The sequence below is a fragment of the Caballeronia calidae genome, from assembly GCF_900044055.2.
Lineage (GTDB): Bacteria > Pseudomonadota > Gammaproteobacteria > Burkholderiales > Burkholderiaceae > Caballeronia > Caballeronia calidae.
Genome location: NZ_FCOX02000034.1, coordinates 23,023 through 48,536 on the forward strand (window position 1 = coordinate 23,023; position 25,514 = coordinate 48,536).

Here is a 25,514-nt window from a genome sequence, read left to right on the forward strand (position 1 = left end):
CTAGTCCGCATGACGCGCGGCGTCGCCCCATTCGAGGAATGGGCGCGCACGCGGCGCGTCCCTACACTCGAATCAACGAATACATGGCCGTTCGCGGCCGACACGCCCGGAGATACGGATGAGTCACTTTCTGGACCGGCTGAAGTTCATGTCGCGCATCAAGTCCAATTTTTCGAATGGACACGGCGCGGTGGTGAACGAAGACCGCAAATGGGAAAACGGCTATCGCAGCCGATGGCAGCACGACAAGATCGTGCGTTCCACGCATGGCGTGAACTGCACGGGCTCGTGCTCGTGGAAGGTCTATGTCAAGAACGGTCTGATCACGTGGGAAACGCAGCAGACGGACTATCCGCGCACGCGTCCCGATCTGCCGAATCACGAGCCGCGCGGCTGTCCGCGCGGCGCGTCGTATAGCTGGTACGTGTACTCCGCGCAGCGCGTGAAGCATCCGATGATTCGCGGCCGTCTCATCGAGATGTGGCGCGAGGCGCGCAAGACGCTCGATCCGGTCGCGGCGTGGGCGTCGATCTGCGAAGACAAGGCGAAGGCGCAGCGCTACAAGAGCGTGCGCGGCCTCGGCGGCTTCGTGCGCGCAGACTGGGACACGGCGAGCGAGATCATCGCGGCGGCGAATGCGTACACCATCGGCAAGTACGGCCCCGACCGCGTGATCGGCTTCTCGCCGATTCCCGCGATGTCGATGGTCTCCTACGCCGCCGGCGCGCGCTACCTGAGTCTGATCGGCGGCGCGTGCCTCTCTTTCTACGACTGGTATTGCGACCTGCCGCCCGCATCGCCGCAAATCTGGGGCGAGCAGACGGACGTGCCCGAATCGGCCGACTGGTACAACTCCACGTATCTGATGGTGTGGGGCTCGAACGTGCCGCAAACGCGCACGCCGGACGCGCACTTCTACACGGAAGTGCGCTACAAGGGCACGAAGACGGTGGCGGTCTCGTCCGATTACGGCGAGATGGTGAAGTTCGGCGATATCTGGCTCGCGCCGAAGCAGGGCACCGATGCCGCGCTCGCGATGGCGATGGGCCATGTCGTGCTGAAGGAATTCCACGCGAGCGGCAAATCCGCGTACTTCCGCGACTACGTGAAGCGCTATACCGACATGCCGATGCTCGTCGTGCTGCGCGAACACGAAAACACGCTCGTGCCCGATCATTTCCTGCGCGCATCGCAACTGCAGAACGATCTCGACGAAGCGAACAATCCGCAATGGAAGACGCTCGTCATCGACGAGACGAGCGGCGAGATCGTCGCACCGAACGGCACGATCGGCTTTCGCTGGGGCGAGTCGAATCACAACGACGGCGCGAAGGTCGGGCGCTGGAATCTCGAACTGAAGGACGGCGGCTCGGGCCGCGATATCGATCCGCGTCTGTCGCTCATCGGCGCGCACGACGAAGTGGCCGACGTGAGCTTCCCCTACTTCGGCGCGGAACATGACGCGCTGCTCGCGCGCCGCGTGCCGGTCAAGCGCATCACGCTGGCGGACGGCTCGAGCGCGTGCGTCGCGACGGTGTACGACTTGCAGATGGCGAACTACGGCGTCGATCAGGGTCTCGGGGGCATGAACGTCGCCGCATCCTACGATGACGACGTGCCCTACACGCCCGCATGGCAGGAGAAGCACACGACCGTGCCGCGTCATCTCGTCATTCAGGTGGCGCGCGAGTTCGCGGACAACGCCGACCGCACGCAGGGCAAGAGCATGGTGATCGTCGGTGCGGCGCTGAATCACTGGTATCACAACGACATGATCTATCGCGGCATCATCAATCTCTTGATGATGTGCGGCTGCGTCGGCAAGAGCGGCGGCGGCTGGGCGCATTACGTCGGCCAGGAAAAGCTGCGTCCGCAGTTCGGCTGGGCGCCGCTCGCGTTCGCGCTCGACTGGTCGCGCCCGCCGCGTCAGATGAACGGCACGTCGTTCTTCTATAACCACACGAGTCAGTGGCGTCACGAGAAAGTCGCGCTCGACGAGATTCTCGGGCCGACCGCCGACAAGTCGCGCTACGAGAACCTCTCGATGCTCGACATGAACGCCAAGTCCGAACGCATGGGCTGGCTGCCGTCGGCGCCGCAACTCGGTGCGAATCCGCTCGATATCGTCGATGCAGCGAAGCGCGCGGGCCGCGATCCGATCGACTATACGGTCGAGCAACTGAAGTCGGGCGCGCTCGATTTCGCCTGCGACGATCCCGACAATCCCGCGAACTTCCCGCGCAACATGTTCGTGTGGCGCTCGAACATTCTCGGCAGCTCGGGCAAGGGACACGAATACTTCCTGAAGTATCTGCTCGGCACGCAGAACGCGCTGTTCGCCGACGAAGCCGACGCGATCAAGCCCGCCGAAGTCAATGTGCGCGACGCCGCCGAAGGCAAGCTCGATCTGCTGACCGTGCTCGATTTCCGCATGAGCACGACATGCCTCTATGCGGACATCGTGCTGCCGAGCGCGACGTTCTACGAGAAGAACGACCTAAACACATCGGACATGCATCCGTTCATCCATCCGTTATCGGAGGCGGTGCAGCCGTTGTGGGAGAGCAAGAGCGACTGGGAAATCTATAAGGCGATCGCGAAGAAGTTCGCGGAGATCGGCGGCAAGCATCTGGGCACACGCACCGATCTCGTCTGCACGCCGCTCATGCACGACACGCCGGGCGAACTCGGCCAGGCATTCGAGCCGAAGGACTGGCGTCACGGCGAATGCGATCTGATTCCCGGCAAGACCGCGCCTTCGATGACGCTCGTCGAGCGCGACTACAACGCGATCTACGACAAGTTCACATCGGTCGGTCCGCTGCTGGAAAAGCTCGGCAATGGCGGCAAGGGCATCAACTGGAACACGGCGCATGAAGTGGACGAACTCGCGTCGCTGTCGGGCGAGAACAAGGGACGTCCGCGCCTCGACACCGCAGTCGATGCCGCCGAAATGATCCTGACGTTCGCGCCCGAAACGAACGGCCACGTCGCGGTGAAGGCATGGGAAGCGCTCTCGAAGATCACGGGCCGCGACCACACGCATCTCGCGGTCGGCCGCGAGCACGACAAGATCCGCTTCCGCGATGTTCAGGCGCAACCGCGCAAGATCATCTCCGCACCGACGTGGTCAGGGCTCGAATCGGAAGAAGTCAGCTACAACGCGGGCTATACGAACGTGCACGAGCTGATTCCATGGCGCACGCTCACGGGGCGGCAACAGTTCTATCAGGATCATCGGTGGATGCTGGACTTCGGCGAAGGCTCGTGCGTCTACAAGCCCGCGATCGACACCAAGACCATTTCGCCGATGCTCGGCGCTATGCCCAACGGCGAGCATGAACTCGTGCTGAACTGGATCACGCCGCACCAGAAGTGGGGCATCCACTCCACGTACACGGACAACCTGCGCATGCTCACGCTGTCGCGCGGCGGTCCGCACGTGTGGGTGTCGGAAGCGGAGGCAAAGGCAGCCGGCCTTGCGGACAACGACTGGGTCGAAGTGTTCAACGTGAACGGCACGCTGACGGCGCGCGTCGTCGTGAGCCAGCGCGTGCCGCGCGGCATGTGCCTCATGTATCACGCGCAGGAAAAGATCATCAACGTGCCGGGCGCGGAGACGAGCGGCATGCGCGGCGGCATCCATAACTCGGTGACGCGCACGGTGCTGAAACCCACGCACATGATCGGCGGATACGCGCAACAGGCCTACGGCTTCAATTACTACGGCACCGTGGGCAGCAACCGCGACGAATACGTCATCGTGCGCAAGATGAAAAAAGTGGAATGGCTCGAAGGCCCGCTCAAGGAAGGAGCAGCATCATGAAGATCCGCGCCCAGGTGGCGATGGTTTTGAATCTCGACAAGTGCATCGGCTGCCACACCTGTTCCGTGACGTGCAAGAACGTGTGGACCTCGCGCGATGGCGTCGAGTACGCATGGTTCAACAACGTCGAGACGAAGCCGGGTATCGGCTATCCGAAGCAGTGGGAGAACCAGGAGAAGTGGAACGGCGGCTGGGTCCGCAAGAGCGACGGCAGCCTCGAGCCGCGTCAGGGCGGCAAGCTGAAAGTGCTGGCGAACCTCTTCGCGAACCCGAATCTCCCGGCGATCGACGACTACTACGAGCCGTTCACGTACGACTACGAGCGCCTGCAAAACGCGCCGCTCTCGGAGACGCCGCCCACCGCGCGCCCCGTGTCCGCGATCACCGGCAAGAAGATGGACAAGATCCACTGGGGGCCGAACTGGGAAGACGATCTCGGCGGCGAGTTCGATTCGCGCGGCCGCGACGCGCTCTTCGAAAACGTGCAGAAGGAGATGTACTCGACCTTCGAGAACACCTTCATGATGTATCTGCCGCGCCTGTGCGAGCACTGCCTGAATCCGGCGTGCGTGGCGTCGTGTCCGTCGGGATCGGTGTACAAGCGCGAGGACGACGGCATCGTGCTCGTCGATCAGGACAAGTGCCGTGGATGGCGCATGTGCGTGTCCGGCTGCCCGTACAAGAAGATGTACTTCAACTGGAAGTCGGGGAAGGCGGAGAAGTGCGTGTTCTGCTATCCGCGCATCGAGGCGGGCGAGCCGACCGTGTGCTCGGAAACGTGCGTGGGCCGTATCCGCTATCTCGGCGTGATGCTGTATGACGCGGACCGCATCGCCGAAGCGGCATCCGTCGAAGCGACGACCGACCTGTACCAGTCGCAGCTCGATCTGTTTCTCGATCCGCACGATCCGCACATTCAGGCCGAAGCGCTGCGTCAGGGCATCGCGCAAAGCTGGCTCGACGCCGCGAAGCGCTCGCCGGTGTATCGCATGGCGTGCGAGTGGAAGGTCGCGTTCCCGCTGCATCCCGAGTACCGCACGCTGCCGATGGTGTGGTACGTGCCGCCGCTTTCGCCGATTCAATCGGCCGCGGACGCGGGCCATATGGGCCTGAACGGCGTGATTCCCGATGTGAAGAGCCTGCGCATTCCGATGCGCTATCTCGCGAACCTGCTCACCGCCGGTGATGAAGCGCCCATCGTCGCGGCGCTCGATCGCATGCTCGCGATGCGCGCCTACAAGCGCGCGCAAAACGTGAATGGCGTGAAGGACGAAGCCGTGCTGAGCGACGTTGGCTTAACCGCTCGGCAGGTGGAAGAGATGTATCAACTGATGGCGATAGCGAACTACGAGGACCGTTTCGTCGTGCCGTCGTCGCACAAGGAAATGGCGCACGACAGCTTCGACGAAAAGGGCAGTTGCGGCTTTTCGTTCGGCAATTGCGGCTCGCCGGGCGCGTCGGACGGATCGCTCTTCGGTTCGCGAACGCATGGCGAAGTGAGCTACGCGGCGCTGCCGAAGTCGCGCAAGAAGGCTTTGTCGGAAAGCTGATGGAGGATCAAACGATGTCGCTCTATTCCATTCTTTCCGCCTTGCTCGACTATCCCGAGCCCGCGTTGCTCGACGCACTGCCGGAAATCGAATCCGCGCTGCAGGACTGGCCGCAGGCCGAAGCGCGTCTCGCGCCGCTCATCGCGTCGCTGAAGCGTCCGTTGATCGAATCGCAGCAGACGTATGTCGCGACCTTCGATCGCAATCCGTCGCACTCGCTGCATCTCTTCGAGCACATTCACGGCGAAAGCCGCGATCGCGGCCAGGCAATGGTCGATCTGCTCGACGAGTATCGCGGTCTCGGCCTCGATATCGAAGCGAACGAGTTGCCCGATTACGTGCCGCTCTTTCTCGAAGTGCTGGGCGCGGTCGAACCGGCGCGCGCGCAATCATTGCTCGATGACGCGATTCACGTGCTCAATGCGATCGGCGAGCGCCTCGCGCGCGATCAGAGTCCGTATGCCGCGGTGTTCGCGGTCTTGCGTGAATCGAGCGCGGTCGAGCCGCGTCCGCTCGCAGCGCCGCCCGTGCGCGACATGGACGAGATGCTCGAAACCTTCGGGCCCGGTCCGGACGGCGTCGAGCCGCTGCTCGCGCCGATGCGCGGGCAGACGCAGACCATCCGCTTTCATCCGCGCGGCGCCGTAAAGGGTGCGAGCGCATCCATTGCAAAGGACGCACGATGAACATGTTCAACGCCTTCGTGTTCGGCATCTATCCGTACATCGCCGCCAGCATCTTTCTGTTCGGCAGCCTCGTGCGCTTCGAGCGCGAGCAATACACGTGGAAAGCGGACAGCACGCAGCTCGTCGATCGCGGCAATCTCAGGCTCGGCAATATCCTGTTCCACATCGGCATTCTGGGGCTGTTCTTCGGTCATCTCGTGGGTCTGCTCACGCCGGTCGCGGTGTGGGATGCGCTCGGCATCGAGCACAGTGTCAAGCAGGCTGTTGCGATGGTCGCGGGCGGCGTGATGGGCACGATGTGTCTCGCGGGCCTGCTGATCCTGCTGCATCGCCGCCTGACGAGCGCGCGGCTGTCCGCCGTGACGAAGATCGGCGACCGCGTATTGCTGCTGTGGATTCTCGTCACGCTGCTGCTCGGTCTTTCGACGATCGGCGTGTCGGCCGGTCACATGGACGGCTCGATGATGGTGCGCCTCATGACCTGGGCGCAGCATATCGTCACGTTCCGGGCCGATGCCGCGAGCTACGTCGCTTCTGCGCCGCTGCTCTTCCGTGTACATTTGTTCATGGGCATGAGTCTTTTCGTGATCTTCCCGTTCACGCGTCTCGTGCATGTGTGGAGCGGCTTCGCTTCGCTCGGCTATCTCACGCGGGCGTGGCAACTGGTCCGCAGCCGCTGAGTCTTGAACCGGAGAATGTCTTGCCATCGTTTCGCGAACGTCTGACCACGCGCATCGTCACGCTGTCGATGGTGGCGCTGATTCTCGTGCTCGCGATGATCGGCGGGACGCTCTGGCTCTCGTGGCAACTCCAGGGCGCGGGCGCCGCCATCAACGATGCAGGCAGCCTGCGCATGCGTTCGAACGCGGTGGCGATCGCGCTGCTCGAACGCAAGGCGATATCGCCTTCGACGTTGCAATCGCACGTCGATCAGATGAACGCGACGCTCGATCGCTTGCGACACGGCGACGCAGCCCGCCCGCTCTTTCTCCCCGACGACGCGAACGTGCATCGCCAGTTCGAGAACGTCGCGAGCGCGTGGCATGCGCCGCTGGAACCGGATGTACGTCAGGCCCTGGCCGGCGATCCGGACGCGGTGCCGCGTTATCTGCGCGAACTGCCGGGCTTCGTCGCAGGCGCGGACGAGCTCGTCGGTCTGATCGAACAGGAAAACGCGCGCAAGACGGCGTGGCTGCGCATGTCGCAGATGGCGCTCGCCGCGATGGCATGCCTCGGCACGGTGGCGATCGTGTATCTGCTCTATCTGTGGATCGTCGTGCCGGTTCAACGCCTGCAGGAAGGTCTTGCGCGCATCGAGGGCCGCGAGTTCGACGCGCGTTTGCCCGTCGAGACACAAGACGAGTTCGGCCGTCTCGCTGCGGGTTTCAATCGCATGGCCGCTGAAATGCAGACGCTCTATCAAGACCTCGCGGGGTGTGTCGAAGCGAAGACCGCCGAGCTTGCGGCGCAGAACCGCGAGCTTACGACGCTGTATGAAATGGCCGCGTTCCTCAATCAGCCAAACGATGTCGATGCGTTGTGCCGCGGCTTTCTCGCGCGCCTCACGCGTCAATTCGACGCGGACGGTGCGGCGGTTCGTCTCGTTTCGGCGCAAGGCGATCAGGTGCGTCTGATCGGATCGGAAGGACTGCCCGCCGATCTGCTTCAGGACGAACGCTGCTTCGCCGCGAATGCCTGCGTGTGCGAAGAACGGTCCTGCGAGCGCGCGGGCTTCGCGAGCGTGGCCTCGTTCGATATCGTGTCGCAAGGCGAGAAGCTCGGCGTCTTCTCGCTGCATTTCAGCGGCGAGCGAACCATTCCGGCGTCGGAGGCGCAGTTGCTCGAAACGCTCGGCGCGCATTTCGGCACCGCGCTCAAGAGCCGGCGGCTCGCGGCGCTCGCGCGGCAGTTCGCGGTATCGGAAGAGCGCAATCTCGTCGCGCAAGGACTGCACGACAGCATCGCGCAAAGTCTCAACTTTCTGAAGATGCAGGTGCATCTGCTCGATGCGGCGACGCGCGAGGCACGCATCGACGAGATCCGCGACATCGTGCCGCTGCTCGCGGGCGGCGTGGACGAAAGTTACGACGACGTGCGCGAGTTGCTGATCAACTTCCGCACGAGACTCGGCAGCGGCGAGTTGCGGCGCGCGGTCGACGAATCCATCGATCGCTTCGGCGTGCAGACGGGCATCGCGCCCACGCTCGACTATCGCGACGAAGGCGGCCTGCCCATGCCGCCCGATCAGCAATTGCAGGTGCTGTTCATTCTTCAGGAGGCACTCTCGAACATTCGCAAGCACGCAGAAGCACAGCGCGTAAACGTGACGATCGTCAATGGCCGTGATTTCACCCTCCTTGTCGAGGATGATGGCCAGGGCTACGATCCGGATGAGATGGCCGCCCTGGGCGAGACGCACGTCGGCTTTCACATCATGCGCGAGCGCGCGCGAAGGCTCGGCGCCACGCTTCGACTGGCCGGAGCACCGGGACGCGGCGCACGCGTCGAACTCATTCTTCCGGGCGAGGCGCGTCAGGCCGCCTGAGCGTTATCGAAGGCGTCCGTTTCCCGTGCTGCTCCGAGTCGTGCCATGACCATCCGCATCCTGTTGATCGACGATCACGCGCTGTTTCGCTCAGGCGTCAACGCGCTTCTGCAACGGCAGTCCGATTTCGAAATCGTCGGCGAAGCGGCGGACGGGCTCGACGGCCTCAAGCGCGCGAAGCAGTTCCTTCCGGACGTCATCCTGCTCGATCTCAACATGCCCGGGCTTTCCGGGCTCGAAACGCTGAAGCTGCTCGTGCAGGACGTGTCGCATAGCGCGGTCGTGATGCTCACCGTTTCCGAGGATGTCGAGGAACTCACGCTCGCATTGCGCGCAGGCGCGTGCGGCTATCTGTTGAAGAGCATCGAGCCGGACACGCTCGCGGACGCGATCCGCAAGGCGGCGGCGGGCCAGCCCGTCATCGCCGATGACATGACGGCGAAGCTCGTCGCGAGCATGCGCGCGACGAAACCCGCGCCTGCGCCGGCGCAAGCGGTTGCGGCGGATTCACTCACCACGCGCGAACGCGACATCATGCGCGAACTGGCGCGCGGCGCGAGCAACAAGGAAATCGCGCGCACGCTGATGCTTGCGGAAAGCACGGTGAAGATTCACGTGCGCAACATCCTTCGCAAACTCAATCTCACCAGCCGCGTGCAAGTGGCGATCTACGCGGTCGGACATGGAACTCCCGATGCGCCGCAGACCACGGAAGCCGCGTGAGCGACCGGCGCCACGCAGCGAAGCGCGCAATACATCGAGCCGTACAACATGAATTCATTTCAAAGCGAATCACACATGACCACTCACGCACATTCATTCGCGCCGCTCACGATTCGCGGGCGCAGCCTGCTGCCGATCGTGCAGGGCGGCATGGGCGTCGGCGTGTCCGCGCATCGCCTGGCGGGCAGCGTGGCGCGCGAAGGCGCGCTCGGCACCATTGCGAGCATCGACCTGCGCCATCACCATGACGATCTGCTCGCCATGTGCCGCGAAGATGCTTCGCGCGAGATGCTGGAGCGCGCCAATCTCATCGCGCTCGCGCGTGAAGTCAAGGCGGCGCGTGCGTTGTCGGAAGGGCGCGGCATGATCGCCGTCAACGTGATGAAGGCCGTGCGCTCGCATGCGGACTACGTGCGCGTCGCGTGCGAGGAAGGCGCCGATGCCATCGTGATGGGCGCGGGCCTGCCGCTCGATCTCCCCGATCTCACGCAAGGCTGCGATATCGCGCTGATCCCGATTCTTTCCGATAGCCGCGGCGTCACGCTCGTGCTCAAGAAGTGGATGAAGAAGGGCCGCTTGCCCGATGCCATCGTGATCGAGCATCCGGCGCACGCGGGCGGGCATCTCGGCGTGACCGACGTCGCCGACATGCACGACGAGCGCTTCGGTTTCGAGCGCGTGCTCTCGGAACTCGATGCATCGTTCGCGTCGCTCGGGCTGAAGCGCTCGGATGTGCCGGTGATCGTCGCGGGCGGCATCAACAGTCATGAGGCCGTGCGCACATGGCTCGCGGCCGGCGCGAACGGCGTGCAGATCGGCACGCCGTTCGCGGTCACCGAAGAGGGCGACGCGCATCCGGCGTTCAAGCGCGTGCTGGCCGAAGCGGAGCCGGAGGACATCGTCGAATTCGTCAGCGTGACCGGCTTGCCCGCGCGCGCCGTGAAGACACCGTGGCTCATGCGCTATCTGCGCAACGAGGAACGCATCCGCACGAAGATCGGCGCGCGCAAGCAGACGTGCCCGTCGTCGCTCGAATGTCTCACGGCGTGCGGCCTGCGCGACGGCATCGAGAAGTTCGGGCACTTCTGCATCGATACGCGTCTCGCGGCGGCATTGCGCGGCGATGTCGGCAATGGCCTGTTTTTCCGCGGGCGTGAAAGGCTGCCATTCGGCGCGGCGATCCGCAGCGTGCGCGATCTGATCGAGCTGCTGCTGACAGGCGCGACGAAGGCCGCGCCCGCCGCGTGTTGAGACACCGAAACAGGCTGTTTCGCTGCGAGCCGTGACCGATCGTCGCGTTCCTATTGGCTTGAACGAGGCGCGGCGCTAGTCTTGATGTCGACGGCTCGCACGCAGCAACAGAAGGAGTATCGACACGATGTCCAAGCGCTTTCCCCTGAATCCGAAGCATCCCGAACGCAATTGCTGGGGCTGCGATCACTATTGCGGAACCGACGCCATGCGCTGCGGCAACGGTTCGAGCCGCACGCAGCATCCCGCTGAGCTTCTCGGCGAAGACTGGTACGAACAGGGCGACTGGGGCATCGAGGTCGAAGAGAACGCGAAGTCGATTCAGCCGGGCGCCAAAGCCAATTAACGCACGATATCGGCGATCGTCACGTCGATGACGCCCGCGTCCTTCGAAGACACCGGCCCGCTCGTTCCCGTCATGTCGCCCGATGCGGGCCGCGCCTGCCCCGACGCCGACACCCGCGCATCGATGCTGATGCGCGAGAAATCGGAGAGACGGCGGCTCGGCGTCATCGACATGGAATCGTCGAGACGCACGGTCGCGGGCAACTGATTCGCGCTCAGGCGCCGCACGGCGAGCGGCATGCGCGATCCATCGTCGGCGAGCGCGTAGACGAAAACCGTATCGGTCGGACGGACGCGCTTTTCGAGCTCGGCGCTCAGCCGCACGCGGACTTCAACCGAAGCCGCTTTCGCAACACTTCCCTTCGCGGCGAGCGCGCGCGCCTCGTCGATATTCTTCCGCGCCTGCTGCGCGATCTCCGGCGCGAGATCCGGCACCTTGCTCAGACGCTCCCAGAACTGCATCGCGCTCGCGTAGTCGCGACGGTCGAACGCAGCCGACGCCGCCAGCGCGAGCGCTTTGGGCTCGTCGGGATCGAGCGCGAGCGCCGCGTCGATGACCTTCAGCGTCGCGTCGTTGAGATCGCCGCCGTTCGCGCTCGCCATGGCATCGGCGTAATCGGCGCGCAGCTCCGCATCGCGCGGACGCAATGCGACGGCGCGGCGATATGCCTCCGTCGCGTCGCCCGGACGATCGAGCGCCATGTATGAGCGCGCGAGCATGGTCCAGCCTTGCGCGTCGTCCGGATCGTCGCGCAGGCGCGCGGCAAGGCGGCTGACCGCGGCTTGCATCGACACGGGCGCGTCCGCGTGATCGCCCTTCGAGGCGACCGGTGCCGTCTGGATCGCGAGCGCGGCCGGATCGCCCACGCGCATGTAGAGCGTCAGCGCCGATGCCGGCACCAGCGCGATCAGCAAGCCGGCTAGCGCCGCGTGCATCGCGTGCGCGGTGCCCTGCGAGCCGGCGGGCGCGCGCAACATCGGCGGCACGACGCATAGAAGTGCGCCGAGCAACATCGCCGCAACGATCAGCCAGAACGCGATCATCGGTTCGAGCTCCTTTGACGCCGCGCGTTCCGGGCGCGGCGGATATGCATCGCCATCGCAAGCGCGCCCGCCAGCAGCACGGCCAGCGGACCGAACCACAGCGCCCACGTCACCGGCTTCATCGGCGGGCGATACAGCACGAAGTCGCCGTATCGGCGCACCATGTAGGCCTGAATCTGCTCGTCGCTCGCGCCTTGCTCGACCTGCTCGCGAATGCGCGCGCGCAGATCGGCGGCGAGATTCGCGTTGGAATCGGCGAGGCTCTGGTTCTGGCACACGACGCAGCGAAAGCGTTCCGCGAGATGGCGCGCGCGTTCGTCGTCGCGCGATTCCTGCGCGTGCGCGCAGCACATACATGCGAGGAGAAGCAGTGCGAAGCGGCTAATCACGCATCTTCTCCTTTTGCAGCTTGCCGATGAGCGGCAGGATCACGCGATCGAGCGATGCGCGCGTGAGCGGCCCGGCCTGCCGGTATCGCACGACACCCGCGCGGTCGATGACGAACGTCTCCGGCACGCCATACACGCCATAGTCGATGCCGGTGCGCCCGTCGCGATCCACGAACGAAGTGACGTACGGATCGCCCGCCGTTTCCAGCCATTGCAGCGCGGGCTCGCGGTCGTCCTGGAAGTTCAGCCCATACACCGGCGCCGCGCCGCTCGCCGCGAAGTCCATGAGCACGGGATGCTCGTCGCGGCACGCTTCGCACCACGATGCCCACACGTTCAGAATCCACACCTGACCGCGCAGCGCTTCCGATGACATCGTCTGGCTCGACGCATCGAGCTTCGGCAGATCGAACGCGGGCGCGGGCTTGCCGATGAGCGCCGAAGGCAGGCGTCGCGGGTCGTGCCGCAAACCCGCCGCGAGCACCGCGACGAGCAGACCGAAGACGACGAGCGGAATCAGGAAGCGCTTCATCGTCCGGTCTCGCCGATTGCGCGTGGCGCTTCATCGGCCATCGTCGCGGCGCGTTGCGATTGCGTCGCGCGCCGCCGCACGAAACGCCGGTCCGCCGCCGCGAGCAGGCCGCCGAGCGCCATCAGGATGCAGCCGCCCCAGATCCAGCGCACGAACGGCTTGATCTGGATGCGCACGGTCCACGCGTCGCTGCCGGAGGGTTGATCGAGCGCGACATAGAGATCGCGCAGGACGCCCTGATCGATGGCGGCTTCCGTCGTCGGCGTGTTCGACACGAGGAACTCGCGCTTCTCGGGATTGAGCGTCGCGATGGCGCGGCCGTCGCGCGTCACGCTGATCGTCGCGCGCGTCGCGCGATAGTTCGGGCCGTCGAGCGTACGAACGTCGTCGAGACGGAAACGATAGCCGCCGACATCGACACTTTGGCCTTTATCCAGACGGGCATCGTGTTCGACGGGAAAGCCCTTCACCATCGTCACGCCGACGATGAACACGCCGACGCCCGCGTGCGCGAGCCACATGCCGACGGTCGCGAGCCGCACGCGCTGCCTGCCTTTCACGAGGCGCTCATAGATGCTCGTTGCGATCGTCGTGAAGGTCCACGCGGCGAGCAGCAGGCCGAGACTCACGAACGGCCGTGACACGCCGGGCAGGAACGCCGTCGCGATGCTCACGAGCGCGGCCCAGCGCAGGCGCACGGCGATTTCCGGCAGACGCGCGACTTTCCATCGCGCGAGCGGCCCGATGCCCATCAGGAAGACGGCGGGCGTCATCAGCGGGACGAACACGCTGTCGAAGTACGGCGCGCCGACGGAAATCTTGTCGAGGTTGAGCGCGTCGAGGGCCATCGGATAGAGCGTGCCGAGCATCACCGAAGCGGCGGCCACGAGCATCAGCAGATTGTTCGACAGAAGCAGCGCCTCGCGCGATACCGCTTCGAACCCCACCGCCGACGATGCCGCACGCGGCGCGCGCCACGCGAAGAGCGCGAGGCCGCCGCCGCAGAAGAGCGCGAGCAGCGCGAGGATGAACACGCCGCGCGCGGGATCGGATGCGAATCCATGCACCGATGTCACGACGCCCGAGCGCACGAGGAAGGTGCCGAGCAGCGACAGCGAGAACGCGCAGATCGCGAGCAGCGCGCTCCACGCGCGGAACGCGCCGCGCTTCGCGGTGGCGGCGAGCGAATGAATCAGCGCGGTGCCGACGAGCCACGGCATGAACGACGCGTTCTCGACCGGGTCCCAGAACCACCATCCGCCCCAGCCGAGTTCGTAATACGCCCACGCGCTACCGAGCATGATGCCGAGCGTGAGGAACATCCACGCGGCCAGCGTCCATGCACGCGAGGCGCGCGCCCACGCGGCATCGAGCTTGCCGTCGAGCAGCGCGGCGATCGCGAACGCGAACGCGACCGAAAAGCCGACATAGCCCATGTACAGCAGCGGCGGATGGATCACCATGCCGGGGTCTTGCAGGAGCGGATTGAGGTCGCGGCCGTTCATCGCGGGCGGCATGATGCGCGTGAACGGATTCGACGTCAGCAGCATGAAGAGCAGAAAGCCCGCGTTGATCCAGCTCATCACGCCGAGCACGCGCGCGGCGAACGGCAGCGGCAGGCGGCGGCCGAACGCCGCGACGGCGATCATCCAGAGCGTGAGCAGCAGCGCCCAGAGCAGGAGCGAACCTTCGTGGCCGCCCCAGACCGCCGTGAAGCGATAGATCGCCGGCAATGCCGAATTCGAGTTGCCGATGACATAGAGGACGGAGAAATCGTCGTGAAGAAAGGACGCCGCGAGACAGCCGAACGCGATCGCGACGAAGCCGAATTGCCCGCACGCGGCGGGCGCGGCGACGCGCATCCATCGCTCGATGCGAAGACGCGCGCCGAGCATCGGCACGATGCCCGCGACGAGCGCGAGCAGCATCGCGAGAATCAGCGCGAAGTGGCCGAGCTCGGGAATCATCGGCGCGTTCCCGTGTTCGTGTCCGCCGACGCGCGCACTTCGCGCAATGCGCGTTCGAGTTGCGGCGGCGAGTACTTTTCATCGTGCTTCGCGAGGACTTCGTCGGCGTGGAAGCGGCCATCCGCGCCGAGCCTGCCTTGCGCGACCACACCGCTGCCTTCGCGGAAGAGATCGGGCAGCGCGCCCGCATAGGTGACCGGAACCGATGCGCGCTCGTCCGTGACGATGAAGCGCACGGTGCGGCCATCGGCATCGCGCGCGATCGAGCCACGTTCGACGAGTCCGCCCAGCCGGAAACGCTGCGTGCGCGTCTCTTCGTGCGACGCGATCTGGCTCGGACTCACGAAGAACATCACGTTGGCGCGAAACGCATTGAGCACGAACGCGCACGCAAGCCCCGCGCTCGCGATGCCGAGCGCGATGAATGCGAAGCGCCGATGCCGCGTCTTCATCGGCGCACCTCCGGCCCGCGCAGCGCGCGATGCACGAGCCATGCTTCCGCGGCCATCAGCAGGAACGTGATCGCCAACGCGGCGGACAGGATCGGATTGGCGATGAGCATCGACAGAGTGTTCATGCGGCGCGCTCCTCGATGCGTGACGGACGTTCATCGCTCGCGCGCACGCGTTCGGCGGTGCGCAGGATGACGCGCACCCGCGCAAGCGACACGGCGATCGCATACGACCAGAATCCCGCTGTCATCACGACGATGCCGCATACCATCGACTTTTCCATCGCCACGCCGCTGCCGAATCCGAGCGATGGCCCCTGATGCAGCGTGTACCACCATTGCACCGAGAAATAGATGATCGGGATGTTCACCACGCCGATCAGCGCGAGCACCGAACACGCACGGTCGGCGCGGCGCGTGCCGTCGATCGCGGCGTGCAGCGCGAGAAAACCCACGTAGAGAAAGAACAGGATCAGCTCGGACGTGAGGCGCGCGTCCCACACCCACCACGTGCCCCATGTCGGCTTGCCCCACAGCGCGCCGGAGATCAGCGCGATCGCGGTGAAGAGCGCGCCGGTCGGCGCGAGGGCACGCGCCATCATCGCGGAAAGACGCGCGTTCATCGCGAGATGCAGCGCGCTGTAGACGGCCATCACGAGGTAGATGAACATCGACATCCACGCGGCGGGCACGTGCACGAACATGATGCGGTAGATGTCACGTTGCAATGCATCGGCGGGCGCGATGCCGAGGCCGATCACGAGCCCCGCCACGATGAACACGACCGACGCGATGCCGAACCACGGCGTCGCGCGCGCGGCGAAGCGTTCGAAGTTGCGTGGAGACGCGTAGCGGAACCAGTTCATAGGCGCTATTCCATCGATATGCGTAAAGCCGCCGCGCTCGCCCACGGACACAGCCAGAGCGCGACGCACAGCGCCGCCGCGAGCAGCGAGAAGTTGGCGTTCGACCACGCGGCGCTCGCGGCGGGATCGGCCGCGCCGACGCCGAACACGAGCACGGGCACATAGAGCGGCAAGATCAGCAACGCGAGCACGACGCTGCCGCCGCGCACGCCGAGCGTGAGCGCCGCGCCCATCGAGCCGATCAGCGAGAGCAGCGGCGTGCCGATCAGCAGCGACGCCATCAGCATGACGATCGTGCGCGCATCGAGCCCGTATTCGAGCGCGACGACCGGCGCGAGCACGACGAGCGCGAGGCCGGTCGTCAGCCAGTGCGCGGCGATCTTGCCGAGCACGATGCCCGCGAGCGGTTGCGGCGAAAGCAGCATCTGTTCGAGCGCGCCGCTCGCGAAGTCGTTGCTGAAGAGCTGGCCGGCGGACAGCAGCGCCGCGAACAGCGCGGTGACCCACAGCACGCCCGGCGCGATCGCGTGAAGCAGCCTCGGATCGGGTCCGATGCCGAGCGGAAACAGGCTCGACGCGAGCACGAAGAACAGCAGCACGGACAGCGTCAGCGTGCGCGAGCGCCAGTTGAGGATCAGTTCGCGGCGGATCACCTGAAGCGTGAGCGCGATCATGCCGCGCTCCGCGCGAGTTGCAGATGCCGGGTGCGCGCGGCATCGACGGCAAGCGGACGATGCGTCGTCGCGACGAGCGTGCCGCCTTCGCGCAGATGATCGTCGATGCACGCGGCGAACCAGAGCGCGCCGGTGTCGTCGATGGCGTCGGTGGGTTCGTCGAGCAGCCAGAGCGGCTTGCCCGCGAGCACGAGCCGCGCGAGCGCGACGCGCCTTCTCTGCCCTTGCGACAGACGGCTCAGGCGCGTGTGCAGGAGCGGCAGCACGCCGGCGCGGTCGAGCACATCGCGCTCATTGACATGCGCCGCGTGCGCGCCGAGCAAGGCGGCAAAGCGAAGATTCTCCGCGACGGTCAGTTCGCCGTTGAAGCCGTCGGCGTGGCCGAGATAGGCGAGGTCGTGCCGGAAGCGTGCAGGATCGTCGCGCACGTTCACGCCGCGCCACGATACGTTGCCCGCGGCGGGCGGCAGCAAGCCCGCGAGCGCGGCGATCAGCGAGCTCTTGCCGCTGCCGTTCGCGCCGTGGATGAGCAAGGCCGCGCCGCCATCGACGCATAGATCCACGCCCGCCACGATGGTGCGGCTGCCGCGCATCACGTCGAGTTGCCGGGCGCTGAGCATCGATGCCTCCTCTCTCGTCGATAGCGCTGGCCGCCGCGCTCACTGCTTCTTCCGGTCATCGATCTCCTGAGCCTTCGCCATGTCGGGCAGTTCATGCGCGATGCCCTTGTGGCAATCGATGCACGTCTTTTCCCCCGTCTCCAGGAAACGTTGATGCGCCTCCTGCGCGCGCGGACTCTGCCGCGTGAAGTCCATGTACTGGAACGAATGACAGTTGCGGCATTCGAGCGAATCGTTGGCCTTGAAACGCGACCATTCGTGCTCGGCCAGTTCGAGCCGCTTGTCGAGGAATTTCTCGCGCGTGTTCACGGTGCCGAAGATCTTCGCCCACACTTCCTTCGACGCCTGCATCTTGCGCGCGATCTTGTCCGTCCAGTTATGCGGGACGTGGCAGTCCGAGCACTTCGCGTGCACGCCCGTGCGATTGCTGAAGTGGATCGTGTTCTTCAGCTCGGCATAGGTGTTGTCGCGCATCTCGTGACAGCCGGTGCAGAAGACTTCGGTGTTGGTCAGCTCCATCGCCGTGTTGAAGGCGCCCCAGAAAATCACGCCCGCAACGAAGCCGCCCAGCGTCAGAAAGCCGAGGCTGTAGTACAGGCTCGGCCTTCGGATGGTGATCCAGTAGCGCTTGATCAGTGCCCACATGATGGTCGCTCATCGTTTCTGTTTCTTGGATGCCGGCTGCTGCCTGATATCTTCGACGGCGACGAACGTATTACCGATCAGCAGCTTGGTGTCGGCCTGCGGAACGTGGCATTGCGTGCAGAAATAGCGGCGCGGCGACAGATGCCCGGACACGCTGCCGTCGCGGTCCATGTAATGCGAAATCGCGACGGGCACGGCGCCGCTCTCTTCGACGCGGCTGCGCGCATGACACGCGAGACAGCGGTTCGCGTTCTTGTCGACCTGGTAGTTGTCGATCTTGTGCGGGATCGTCGGCGGCTGCTGCGCATAGTTGAGGCCCCGTATCACGTCCTTGTTTTCGGTCGGCGCCATGAGCGGCGGCTTAGGCTCCGTGTCGAGCGGCGCCGTGCCGCGCAATGCGTCGTGGAACGGCACATCGGGGACCGTGGGCTGCGCGATCGCGAGCGCGGCCAGCGCGGTGAGCGATGCGATGACGACGGCGATGAACGTGCGCATGGCGTGCTCCTAGGCCCTGACGATCTTGACCGCGCACTTCTTGAAGTCGGTCTGGAACGAGATCGGATCGGTGGCGTCGAGCGTCACTTTGTTGATGAGCTGGCTCGAATCGAACCACGGCACGAACACAAGCCCGCGCGGAGGTTTGTCGCGGCCGCGTGTTTCGACGCGCGTGAGCATCTCGCCGCGCCGCGAGATCACGCGCACTTCCACGCCGCGCCGGATGCCGAGCGCCTTCGCGTCGTCGGGATGCATGAAGCACACCGCATTCGGGAACGCGCGATAGAGCTCGGGCACGCGACGTGTCATCGAGCCGGAATGCCAGTGCTCGAGCACACGCCCGGTGGCGAGCCAGAACGGATATTCCTTGTCCGGCGATTCGGCGGGCGGCTCGTAGGGCAGCGCGTAAATCACCGCGCGGCCATCCGGATTGCCGTAGAACTGCCAGCCCGTGCCGGCCTTCACGTAGGGATCGGTGCCTTCCTTGTAGCGCCAGCGCGTCTCCTTGCCATTGACGACCGGCCAGCGGATGCCGCGCGCCTGGTGATAGTCGTCGAACGGCGCGAGATCGTGGCCGTGTCCGCGGCCGAAGCTCGCGTATTCCTCGAACAATCCCTTCTGTATGTAGAAGCCGAACGCCGCGGCTTCGTTGTTGCGATACTTCGGGTCCACTTGCGACGCGGGAAACTTGTCGACCTGGCCGTTGCGATACAGCACGTCGTAGAGCGTCTTGCCCTTGTATTCCGGCTTCTTCGCGATCAGCTCGGCGGGCCAGACTTCCTCGACCTTGAAGCGCTTCGAGAATTCGACGATCTGCCAGAGATCCGAATGCGCGCCGCCGGGCGCCTGCACCATCTGATGCCAGAATTGCGTGCGCCGCTCGGCGTTGCCATACGCGCCTTCTTTCTCGACCCACATCGCGGACGGCAGGATCAGGTCGGCGGCGACGGCCGTGACCGTCGGATACACATCCGACACGACGACGAAATTCGATTCCTTGCGATACCCCGGCAAGCCCTCGTTGTTCATGTTCGCGGCGGCCTGCATGTTGTTGTTGACCATCACCCAGTAGGCGTTGAGCTTGCCGTCGTGCAGCATGCGGTTTTGCAGCACGGCATGAAAGCCCGGCTTGTCGGGGATGGTTCCCTCCGGCAGCTTCCAGATATGCTCCGCTTCCTCGCGATGCTTCGGGTTGGTCACGACCATGTCGGCGGGCAGCCGGTGCGAGAACGTGCCGACTTCGCGCGCCGTGCCGCACGCGGAAGGCTGTCCGGTCAGCGAGAACGGACTGTTGCCCGGCGTGGAGATCTTGCCCGTCAACAAGTGCAGGTTGTAGACCATGTTGTTGGCCCACGTGCCGCGCGTGTGCTGATTGAAGCCCATCGTCCAGAAGGAGACGACTTTCGTCTTCGGGTCCGCGTACAACTGCGCGAGCTGGTCGAGCTTGCTCTTCGGCACGCCCGAGAGCTTCGTCACGTAAGCCGCGTCGTAGCGCGAGACGAACTGCGCGAATTCGTCGAAGGTGATCGGCTGCGAGCCGTTCGGATCGCCGGCGTTCTTCGCCGCCTTCTGCAGCGGATGATCGGGCCGCAAGCCGTAGCCGATATCCGTGTTGCCCTTTTTGAAGACCGTGTGCTTGTCGATGAACTCGCGATTCACCTTGCCGTTCTTGATGATGTAATTCGCGATGTAGTTCATGATCGCGAGATCGGACTGCGGCGTGAAGATGATCGTCTCGTCGGCGAGATCGAACGAGCGGTGCTCGAACGTCGATAGCGTGACGACGCGCACGTCCGGGCTCGAAAGCCGCCGCGCCGTGACGCGCGTCCACAGCACCGGATGCATCTCGGCCATGTTGGAGCCCCACAGCACGAAGGCATCGGTTGCCTCGATGTCGTCGTAGCAGCCCATCGGCTCGTCCATGCCGAAGGTCCGCATGAAGCCCGTCACGGCCGAGGCCATGCAGTGCCGCGCGTTCGGATCGATGTTGTTGCTGCGAAAGCCCGCTTTCATCAGCTTGACCCCCGCGTAGCCTTCCCACACGGTCCATTGCCCCGAGCCGAACATGCCGATGGCCGTCGGCCCTTTCTCTTTCAGCACGCGCTTGAACTGCTCGGCCATCACGTTGAACGCGACGTCCCACGACACGGGCAGGAACTCGCCGTTCTTGTCGAACTTGCCGTCCTTCATGCGCATGAGCGGCGTGGTCAGGCGGTCCTGGCCGTACATGATCTTCGACAGGAAGTAGCCCTTCACGCAGTTGAGCCCGCGATTGACTTCGGCCTGCGGGTCCGCTTGCGTCGCGACGACCTGGTTGCCCTTCACGCCGACGAGCACGCCGCAGCCGGTGCCGCAGAAGCGGCAGGGCGCCTTCGACCACTTGATGTCGTCGCCGCCCTGCGCGACGGCTTCCATGCCGGGCAGCGTGATGCCCGCGGACGCGGCGGCCGTGGCGGCCGCCGTCTGCTTAATGAACGCGCGACGAGTCAGTTTCATCGGCGATGTCCTCGTTGAGCGAATCGGCGTGTTCGTGATGCTGATAGACGAGCGCGGTGCTCACGACACCGGGTATCGACTGCACCGCTTGCAGTTGTTCGGCGACACAGGAGGAGCGATCGCTTTCGAGCGTGAGGACGATCCTGCCCTCGGCGCTCGAACCGTGCACCTGAGCGCCGGGCAAAGCGGCGAGCGCATCGGCGACGCGTTGCAAGGCTTCTATTCGCGCGTATACAACGACGCCGGCGATATGAAACTCGCAAGACGTGTCCGTCTCGTCGTCGTAACGGGCGTTGGCATTGACGGGCATGTGCTCCATTTAATTTAAATAATCGCGAAGCTCGTTAATGATGCGGCGGGCCGCCAATCAGCATTTGGTAGAACCAGACCGCGAATCCGTAAGCGGCAATGATCATGACCGTGAGCACGGGAACCATGACGACGGTCAGAAACAGAAAGCTGCGCAACTCTTCGGATTTCCGTATTTCGTCTTTCTCATCCATGGGCGCGTCAGATCTCGGTTGGCGTATGTAGGGGCCAGCTCGAAAGATGACTTCATTGTTGGTATAAGGAATGCATCTTTTCAAGTCCAAAATGACGATCGATGTCGCGCGGCTCATGGAATAGCCGATTGAATCCGGTCGCGCGAACGTAACGGAATCCGCTGCAATGAGCGCGCGTCGTTTCGCGTTATTGAACGTGGTGCAATGCAATGAAGGATGCAAGCGCGCGAAGTAATCGGGCGTTTCATCTTTTGGAGAGCGCTTTAGCTATGATCTGAGAGCCGCCCTTCCGTCTGATGTATAGAATTCGGGCAACTTCAAAACGTGCGACACGCATCATGCCGACCAAGCTCGAATTCGCGACACCGGAAGGGCGCCTCTCTCTGTCCATCAACGACGTGCAGTTCATGGCCTACGACGCAGGCGAACTCGCCATGCGCTCTACGCGCGATTTCGTCGAGCGCATGCGATCCATCGGATTCGGCGAACTTGCCGAGACTTACGCGCGCCTGCTTGCGCAGAACAAAGTGTCGGTCATGGAGCTGCGTGAAGCGCGAGAGGAAGCGCAAGCATCGATGGATAACAGGGACGAGTGCGTCCAGGTCGCGGAGCGAATCATGCCTCGGCTGGAGCAGCTTCGCGAGACTATCTCGCGTACGCAAGTCGAAATGCGCGCGAACGTGGAGCGGATGTCGGCGCTTTCAGCGGCATGCGACCGCGCGTTGCGTCAGATTCCGGGTTATCGTCCGCCGAGCCGATATACGAAGTCCTGATCGATCGCGCGCATTCGTCTCGACTGCGCACATTACTGCGCGCAGGACGCCTCTCCCCCATGAGCCGTCTTGCCGAAGCGCTGCAGGACATAGCTCTCGACCACGAGATAGAGATCTGCTTCGCGCGGCCGCGTTCCCCAGCGGCTATTGCCTGCCACCGATGCCACCGTGAACCACGAGTGCGGTGGAAACGATTCGACGCGCAACGCGCCGCGTTCGAAGATCCTGAGGCGCCCCGTATCGATATGGAACTCGGCGCTGACCGCGCCGCCCGGCAAATCGATGCTCGCCGTGATTGCCTTCGCCTTCATGGTCTCGCTCTCTCAAGGTGCGGGCGCCGGGGACGTCGCATGACGCACGGCCTTCCGCCGGTCGAATGAAATCGGGGCAGGCGCCGGGCATGCGAAACGCCCGGCGCCGCGCGAAAAGATTCGTCATCTCCGCGCGCATGACAAGCTTATGACGCGAGCTTCCGATCGAGCAATCCCGATCAAGCAGGGAGCCAATGGAAGGGCGCCGGATTGTCAAATTCTCCAGCGATGCGAGTAGCGCGCTGTCATCTCGGCAGAGAATTGCCGATAGGCATACAGTATTGGCGTTGCGCGTCGCCGTCGAAACAACGGCGACATCGGCAAGTCATCCGCAACCTGTGCGAAGCACGACGCCAACGTTCGATGCCGCACATAAAACACCATCAGGCATGTCTCATCGGCTGCGCTTGTCCTTCGGGATCAAGTGCCGATCCTGTTCACACGATTCGAAATCAAGAGGGAAGCAAACCATGCTTAAAGCGTATTCCTATGCCGCATCCGCAGCCGATAAACCGCTCGGCCCGCTGGAAATTCAGCGCCGCGATGTCGGTCCGAACGATGTGCGTATCGACATTCTGTTCTGCGGCGTGTGTCATTCCGACCTGCACATGGCGAGGAACGAATGGGGCGGCACGAACTATCCTGTCGTGCCGGGGCATGAGATCGTCGGGCGCGTCGTCGAGGTCGGGTCCGATGTGACGAAGTTCAAGGCCGGCGAACTCGCGGGCGTCGGTTGCATGGTCGATTCGTGCCGCGTCTGCGATGCCTGCAAGGAAGGACTCGAACAGTTCTGCGACGGCCCCGACAGTTTCATTCAAACGTACAACTCGCCCGATAAAAAGTCGGGCGGCTTCACGGCCGGCGGCTATTCGACGAGCATCGTCGTCGACGAGGCGTTCACGCTGCGCATCCCCGAGAATCTCGAACTCGCGGCGGTCGCACCGTTGTTGTGCGCGGGCATCACGACCTACTCGCCGCTGCGTCACTGGAACGTGCAGAAGGGGCACAAGGTCGGCATCGTGGGCCTCGGCGGGCTCGGGCACATGGGCGTGAAACTCGCCGCCGCGATGGGCGCGCATGTCGTGCTCTTCACCACCTCGCCCGGCAAGATCGACGACGCGAAACGTCTGGGCGCGCATGAAGTCGTGATCTCGAAGGACCCGGATCAGATGGCCGCGCACGCGAACAGTTTCGATTTCATTCTGAACACGGTGGCCGCATCGCACGATCTCGATCAGTTCATGGCGCTGCTCAAGCGTGACGGCACGATGACACTCGTCGGCGCGCCGGAGCATCCGCATCCGTCGCCTTCGGTGATGAACATGATTTTCAAGCGCCGCTCGCTCGCGGGATCGCTCATCGGCGGGATTGCGGAGACGCAGGAGATGCTCGATTTCTGCGGCAAGCATGGGATCACGTCCGACATCGAGATGATCCGCATGGACGAGATCAACAAGGCCTACGAGCGTATGTTGAAGAGCGATGTGAAGTATCGCTTCGTGATCGATATGGCGACGATGGAACGTTGATCTGAGCTTCGATTTAAGAAAAGAAAACCGCCGCGGATGCGGCGGTTGATTCGTCTATCGGGCGCGACGCCCTTAGCCGCGACGCATCGCGGCGCCCCTTACTTCACCGACGCGGTATTCATCGCCCGCGCGGATTCGGCAGGCAGCACCGACTTCAGCACATTCGCCGGCACCTGCTGCGCCTCCTCCCTGGACACCGCTCCAACGAACTTCCATCCGGACGGCATCTTCACGAACGTGAAGCCGGTTGGCTGATCGACGAACACGGAATACGGCGCGGGTGAACCCGCCTGCGCGCTGGTTTGCGCAACCGTGACGAGCGGACTGGCCAGCAACAACGCGGCCGCAAGCGCGGATAAAGTCGATTTCATGACGATACTCCTGATAAGGTTCCGTTATTTATATAACGATCGTTACAGATATTTAAGCATCGGCACAGGACAAGGTCCAGATATTTTGTTACGATCGACACATAATTCAGAATTGCGATGCGCGCATCAATCGTGGCGCGAGAAGGAGCGAGACATGTCGTCGGAAGTGCGGGAGACGCAGCACAGGGCGCGCGGCCGGCCGCGCCAGTTCGATCGCGAAGCCGCGTTGCGAAGCGCGATGGAAGTGTTCTGGGCCAAAGGCTTCGATACCTGCTCCATGTCCGATCTCGTCGATGCAATGGGCATCAATTCGCCGAGCCTTTACGCCGCGTTCGGCAGCAAGGCAGACCTGTATCGGGAGGCGGTCAACCTCTACGCGGATGCGGAAGGCGGCGCTGCGCTCAGGCAGTTGCAGGCGCACGAATCCGTGCGCGACGGCTTGCGCGCGATGTTCCGCGCGAGCGTCGAGCTGTATACCGGCACATCTATTCCGCGCGGCTGCATGATCTTTCTGGGCGCGATGTCCGTCGGCGCCGAGCACGCACAACTGCGCGCCGAGATGAAGAAGCTCAGGCGCAAGGCCGCGTCGATCGTCGCGGCACGGCTGTCGGCAGGCGTCGAAAGCGGTGAACTCGACGCGCGCACCGACACGCAGGCGCTCGCCGCGCTGTGCATGACGCTCTTCGCGGGCTTGTCGATCCAGGCGCAGGACGGCGTGCGCAAGGCGGCGCTCTTCGCGGCAATCGATCAGTTCATCGCGACACTGCCGCTGCGCGCGAGGCGCTGAAACCGCGCATCGCGGTGGCTTGAATCGGTTGCATGCGTCGTTCTGCAAAACGATCGCGGTCCGCGCGAACGAGGATGAAACAAACTGTCCTTGTGCTTGCTTGCGGGCCAGGCGGCGAGACAGAATTCTCCGGCT

At 64.2% G+C, this 25,514-nt stretch carries 27 protein-coding genes; 11 read left to right on the forward strand and 16 right to left on the reverse strand.

The features are described 5' to 3' along the window. Positions 1–118: 118 nt before the first annotated feature. The 8 genes from AWB78_RS26340 to AWB78_RS26375 all read left to right on the forward strand — a co-directional run bounded on the left by AWB78_RS26340 (position 119) and on the right by AWB78_RS26375 (position 10,927). Positions 119–3,826 carry a nitrate reductase subunit alpha gene (locus tag AWB78_RS26340; protein WP_062608906.1) on the forward strand — a complete coding sequence of 1,236 codons (3,708 nt, stop codon included), beginning with the start codon at positions 119–121 and terminating at the stop codon, positions 3,824–3,826. Next, positions 3,823–5,376, forward strand: a complete 1,554-nt coding sequence (narH, locus tag AWB78_RS26345) for a nitrate reductase subunit beta (RefSeq protein ID WP_062608907.1) — start codon at positions 3,823–3,825, stop codon at positions 5,374–5,376. Before AWB78_RS26340 ends, narH begins: the two co-directional genes overlap by 4 nt. Positions 5,377–5,390: 14 nt before the next feature. Beyond that, positions 5,391–6,062: a nitrate reductase molybdenum cofactor assembly chaperone gene (gene narJ, locus AWB78_RS26350; protein ID WP_062608968.1), complete on the forward strand. Its 672-nt coding sequence runs from the start codon at positions 5,391–5,393 to the stop codon at positions 6,060–6,062. Then, positions 6,059–6,742 (forward strand): respiratory nitrate reductase subunit gamma, encoded by a 684-nt coding sequence (gene narI, locus AWB78_RS26355; protein ID WP_062608908.1) that lies wholly within the window; start codon positions 6,059–6,061, stop codon positions 6,740–6,742. Before narJ ends, narI begins: the two co-directional genes overlap by 4 nt. A gap of 68 nt (positions 6,743–6,810) precedes the next feature. Continuing rightward, positions 6,811–8,607 (forward strand): type IV pili methyl-accepting chemotaxis transducer N-terminal domain-containing protein, encoded by a 1,797-nt coding sequence (locus tag AWB78_RS26360; RefSeq protein ID WP_082883430.1) that lies wholly within the window; start codon positions 6,811–6,813, stop codon positions 8,605–8,607. 45 nt (positions 8,608–8,652) lie between these two features. Then, positions 8,653–9,330: a response regulator gene (locus AWB78_RS26365; protein ID WP_062608909.1), complete on the forward strand. Its 678-nt coding sequence runs from the start codon at positions 8,653–8,655 to the stop codon at positions 9,328–9,330. Positions 9,331–9,405: 75 nt separating this feature from the next. Next, the gene (locus AWB78_RS26370) at positions 9,406–10,581 is read left to right on the forward strand and encodes an NAD(P)H-dependent flavin oxidoreductase (RefSeq protein ID WP_062608970.1); all 1,176 of its coding nucleotides are present in this window, start codon (positions 9,406–9,408) and stop codon (positions 10,579–10,581) included. Positions 10,582–10,708: 127 nt separating this feature from the next. Beyond that, positions 10,709–10,927 carry a DUF3079 domain-containing protein gene (locus AWB78_RS26375; protein ID WP_062608910.1) on the forward strand — a complete coding sequence of 73 codons (219 nt, stop codon included), beginning with the start codon at positions 10,709–10,711 and terminating at the stop codon, positions 10,925–10,927. Here AWB78_RS26375 and AWB78_RS26380 read toward each other — a convergent pair. From AWB78_RS26380 to napE, 14 genes are read right to left on the reverse strand one after another with little or no spacing between them, the layout of a single operon-like run. Next, on the reverse strand, positions 10,924–11,970 hold the full coding sequence (locus AWB78_RS26380; RefSeq protein ID WP_062608911.1) for a tetratricopeptide repeat protein: 1,047 nt from the start codon (positions 11,968–11,970) through the stop codon (positions 10,924–10,926). The two genes, AWB78_RS26375 and AWB78_RS26380, sit on opposite strands and share 4 nt — an antisense overlap. Further along, positions 11,967–12,359, reverse strand: coding sequence for a cytochrome c-type biogenesis protein (locus tag AWB78_RS26385; RefSeq protein ID WP_062608912.1), 393 nt, complete (start codon positions 12,357–12,359; stop codon positions 11,967–11,969). The genes AWB78_RS26380 and AWB78_RS26385 overlap by 4 nt, the downstream gene beginning before the upstream one ends. Continuing rightward, positions 12,352–12,891 (reverse strand): DsbE family thiol:disulfide interchange protein, encoded by a 540-nt coding sequence (locus tag AWB78_RS26390; protein WP_062608913.1) that lies wholly within the window; start codon positions 12,889–12,891, stop codon positions 12,352–12,354. Before AWB78_RS26390 ends, AWB78_RS26385 begins: the two co-directional genes overlap by 8 nt. After that, positions 12,888–14,858 (reverse strand): heme lyase CcmF/NrfE family subunit, encoded by a 1,971-nt coding sequence (locus AWB78_RS26395; RefSeq protein ID WP_062608914.1) that lies wholly within the window; start codon positions 14,856–14,858, stop codon positions 12,888–12,890. Before AWB78_RS26395 ends, AWB78_RS26390 begins: the two co-directional genes overlap by 4 nt. After that, complete coding sequence (gene ccmE, locus AWB78_RS26400) at positions 14,855–15,310, reverse strand: cytochrome c maturation protein CcmE (RefSeq protein ID WP_062608915.1); 456 nt, start codon at positions 15,308–15,310, stop codon at positions 14,855–14,857. Before ccmE ends, AWB78_RS26395 begins: the two co-directional genes overlap by 4 nt. Next, positions 15,307–15,435, reverse strand: a complete 129-nt coding sequence (locus tag AWB78_RS49380; RefSeq protein ID WP_269768951.1) for a hypothetical protein — start codon at positions 15,433–15,435, stop codon at positions 15,307–15,309. The genes ccmE and AWB78_RS49380 overlap by 4 nt, the downstream gene beginning before the upstream one ends. Then, entirely contained in the window at positions 15,432–16,175 is a 744-nt protein-coding gene (ccmC, locus tag AWB78_RS26405; protein ID WP_062608916.1) for a heme ABC transporter permease CcmC, read from the reverse strand. The genes AWB78_RS49380 and ccmC overlap by 4 nt, the downstream gene beginning before the upstream one ends. A gap of 5 nt (positions 16,176–16,180) precedes the next feature. Next, positions 16,181–16,849 (reverse strand): heme exporter protein CcmB, encoded by a 669-nt coding sequence (ccmB, locus tag AWB78_RS26410; RefSeq protein WP_062608917.1) that lies wholly within the window; start codon positions 16,847–16,849, stop codon positions 16,181–16,183. Then, complete coding sequence (gene ccmA / locus AWB78_RS26415; RefSeq protein WP_062608918.1) at positions 16,846–17,469, reverse strand: cytochrome c biogenesis heme-transporting ATPase CcmA; 624 nt, start codon at positions 17,467–17,469, stop codon at positions 16,846–16,848. The genes ccmB and ccmA overlap by 4 nt, the downstream gene beginning before the upstream one ends. 39 nt (positions 17,470–17,508) lie before the next feature. Next, a complete protein-coding gene (locus tag AWB78_RS26420; protein ID WP_062608919.1) occupies positions 17,509–18,114 on the reverse strand; it encodes a NapC/NirT family cytochrome c in 606 nt (201 codons plus the stop codon). Between the two features lie 9 nt (positions 18,115–18,123). Further along, entirely contained in the window at positions 18,124–18,609 is a 486-nt protein-coding gene (locus AWB78_RS26425; protein WP_062608920.1) for a nitrate reductase cytochrome c-type subunit, read from the reverse strand. 9 nt (positions 18,610–18,618) lie between these two features. Next, positions 18,619–21,105, reverse strand: a complete 2,487-nt coding sequence (napA, locus tag AWB78_RS26430; protein WP_062608921.1) for a periplasmic nitrate reductase subunit alpha — start codon at positions 21,103–21,105, stop codon at positions 18,619–18,621. Continuing rightward, entirely contained in the window at positions 21,077–21,415 is a 339-nt protein-coding gene (locus AWB78_RS26435; protein WP_063959020.1) for a chaperone NapD, read from the reverse strand. The genes napA and AWB78_RS26435 overlap by 29 nt, the downstream gene beginning before the upstream one ends. A 34-nt stretch (positions 21,416–21,449) precedes the next feature. Beyond that, on the reverse strand, positions 21,450–21,608 hold the full coding sequence (napE, locus tag AWB78_RS26440; protein ID WP_061147444.1) for a periplasmic nitrate reductase, NapE protein: 159 nt from the start codon (positions 21,606–21,608) through the stop codon (positions 21,450–21,452). A gap of 338 nt (positions 21,609–21,946) precedes the next feature. On the opposite strand from napE, the gene AWB78_RS26445 reads away from it, so the two are divergent. Beyond that, on the forward strand, positions 21,947–22,381 hold the full coding sequence (locus AWB78_RS26445; protein WP_062608923.1) for a hypothetical protein: 435 nt from the start codon (positions 21,947–21,949) through the stop codon (positions 22,379–22,381). A 32-nt stretch (positions 22,382–22,413) separates the two neighbouring features. Here the strand turns inward: AWB78_RS26445 and AWB78_RS26450 are convergent, their stop codons facing one another. Next, positions 22,414–22,692, reverse strand: coding sequence for a hypothetical protein (locus AWB78_RS26450; RefSeq protein ID WP_062608924.1), 279 nt, complete (start codon positions 22,690–22,692; stop codon positions 22,414–22,416). Between the two features lie 470 nt (positions 22,693–23,162). On the opposite strand from AWB78_RS26450, the gene AWB78_RS26455 reads away from it, so the two are divergent. Beyond that, positions 23,163–24,221, forward strand: coding sequence for an NAD(P)-dependent alcohol dehydrogenase (locus AWB78_RS26455; RefSeq protein WP_062608925.1), 1,059 nt, complete (start codon positions 23,163–23,165; stop codon positions 24,219–24,221). A gap of 98 nt (positions 24,222–24,319) precedes the next feature. Here the strand turns inward: AWB78_RS26455 and AWB78_RS26460 are convergent, their stop codons facing one another. After that, entirely contained in the window at positions 24,320–24,592 is a 273-nt protein-coding gene (locus AWB78_RS26460) for a hypothetical protein (RefSeq protein ID WP_062608926.1), read from the reverse strand. A gap of 154 nt (positions 24,593–24,746) precedes the next feature. Between AWB78_RS26460 and AWB78_RS26465 the strand changes: the two genes are divergently transcribed. Next, positions 24,747–25,379, forward strand: coding sequence for a TetR/AcrR family transcriptional regulator (locus tag AWB78_RS26465; protein ID WP_062608927.1), 633 nt, complete (start codon positions 24,747–24,749; stop codon positions 25,377–25,379). Positions 25,380–25,514: the final 135 nt, after the last annotated feature.

Bases quoted from the DNA above. Each gene is read 5' to 3' on its own strand.
- AWB78_RS26420 (WP_062608919.1), bottom strand. From the start codon at position 18,114: ATGTGGGCACTGATCAAGCGCTACTGGATCACCATCCGAAGGCCGAGC.
- AWB78_RS26365 (WP_062608909.1), top strand. From the start codon at position 8,653: ATGACCATCCGCATCCTGTTGATCGACGATCACGCGCTGTTTCGCTCA.
- narI (WP_062608908.1), top strand. From the start codon at position 6,059: ATGAACATGTTCAACGCCTTCGTGTTCGGCATCTATCCGTACATCGCC.
- narJ (WP_062608968.1), top strand. From the start codon at position 5,391: ATGTCGCTCTATTCCATTCTTTCCGCCTTGCTCGACTATCCCGAGCCC.
- AWB78_RS26375 (WP_062608910.1), top strand. From the start codon at position 10,709: ATGTCCAAGCGCTTTCCCCTGAATCCGAAGCATCCCGAACGCAATTGC.
- ccmC (WP_062608916.1), bottom strand. From the start codon at position 16,175: ATGAACTGGTTCCGCTACGCGTCTCCACGCAACTTCGAACGCTTCGCC.
- ccmA (WP_062608918.1), bottom strand. From the start codon at position 17,469: ATGCTCAGCGCCCGGCAACTCGACGTGATGCGCGGCAGCCGCACCATC.
- AWB78_RS26450 (WP_062608924.1), bottom strand. From the start codon at position 22,692: ATGAAGGCGAAGGCAATCACGGCGAGCATCGATTTGCCGGGCGGCGCG.
- AWB78_RS26390 (WP_062608913.1), bottom strand. From the start codon at position 12,891: ATGAAGCGCTTCCTGATTCCGCTCGTCGTCTTCGGTCTGCTCGTCGCG.
- AWB78_RS26370 (WP_062608970.1), top strand. From the start codon at position 9,406: ATGACCACTCACGCACATTCATTCGCGCCGCTCACGATTCGCGGGCGC.
- ccmB (WP_062608917.1), bottom strand. From the start codon at position 16,849: ATGATCGCGCTCACGCTTCAGGTGATCCGCCGCGAACTGATCCTCAAC.
- AWB78_RS26455 (WP_062608925.1), top strand. From the start codon at position 23,163: ATGCTTAAAGCGTATTCCTATGCCGCATCCGCAGCCGATAAACCGCTC.
- ccmE (WP_062608915.1), bottom strand. From the start codon at position 15,310: ATGAAGACGCGGCATCGGCGCTTCGCATTCATCGCGCTCGGCATCGCG.
- AWB78_RS26465 (WP_062608927.1), top strand. From the start codon at position 24,747: ATGTCGTCGGAAGTGCGGGAGACGCAGCACAGGGCGCGCGGCCGGCCG.
- AWB78_RS26425 (WP_062608920.1), bottom strand. From the start codon at position 18,609: ATGCGCACGTTCATCGCCGTCGTCATCGCATCGCTCACCGCGCTGGCC.
- napE (WP_061147444.1), bottom strand. From the start codon at position 21,608: ATGGATGAGAAAGACGAAATACGGAAATCCGAAGAGTTGCGCAGCTTT.
- narH (WP_062608907.1), top strand. From the start codon at position 3,823: ATGAAGATCCGCGCCCAGGTGGCGATGGTTTTGAATCTCGACAAGTGC.
- AWB78_RS26360 (WP_082883430.1), top strand. From the start codon at position 6,811: ATGGTGGCGCTGATTCTCGTGCTCGCGATGATCGGCGGGACGCTCTGG.
- AWB78_RS26395 (WP_062608914.1), bottom strand. From the start codon at position 14,858: ATGATTCCCGAGCTCGGCCACTTCGCGCTGATTCTCGCGATGCTGCTC.
- AWB78_RS26380 (WP_062608911.1), bottom strand. From the start codon at position 11,970: ATGATCGCGTTCTGGCTGATCGTTGCGGCGATGTTGCTCGGCGCACTT.
- AWB78_RS26340 (WP_062608906.1), top strand. From the start codon at position 119: ATGAGTCACTTTCTGGACCGGCTGAAGTTCATGTCGCGCATCAAGTCC.
- AWB78_RS26435 (WP_063959020.1), bottom strand. From the start codon at position 21,415: ATGCCCGTCAATGCCAACGCCCGTTACGACGACGAGACGGACACGTCT.
- napA (WP_062608921.1), bottom strand. From the start codon at position 21,105: ATGAAACTGACTCGTCGCGCGTTCATTAAGCAGACGGCGGCCGCCACG.
- AWB78_RS26460 (WP_062608926.1), bottom strand. From the start codon at position 24,592: ATGAAATCGACTTTATCCGCGCTTGCGGCCGCGTTGTTGCTGGCCAGT.
- AWB78_RS49380 (WP_269768951.1), bottom strand. From the start codon at position 15,435: ATGAACACTCTGTCGATGCTCATCGCCAATCCGATCCTGTCCGCCGCG.
- AWB78_RS26445 (WP_062608923.1), top strand. From the start codon at position 21,947: ATGCCGACCAAGCTCGAATTCGCGACACCGGAAGGGCGCCTCTCTCTG.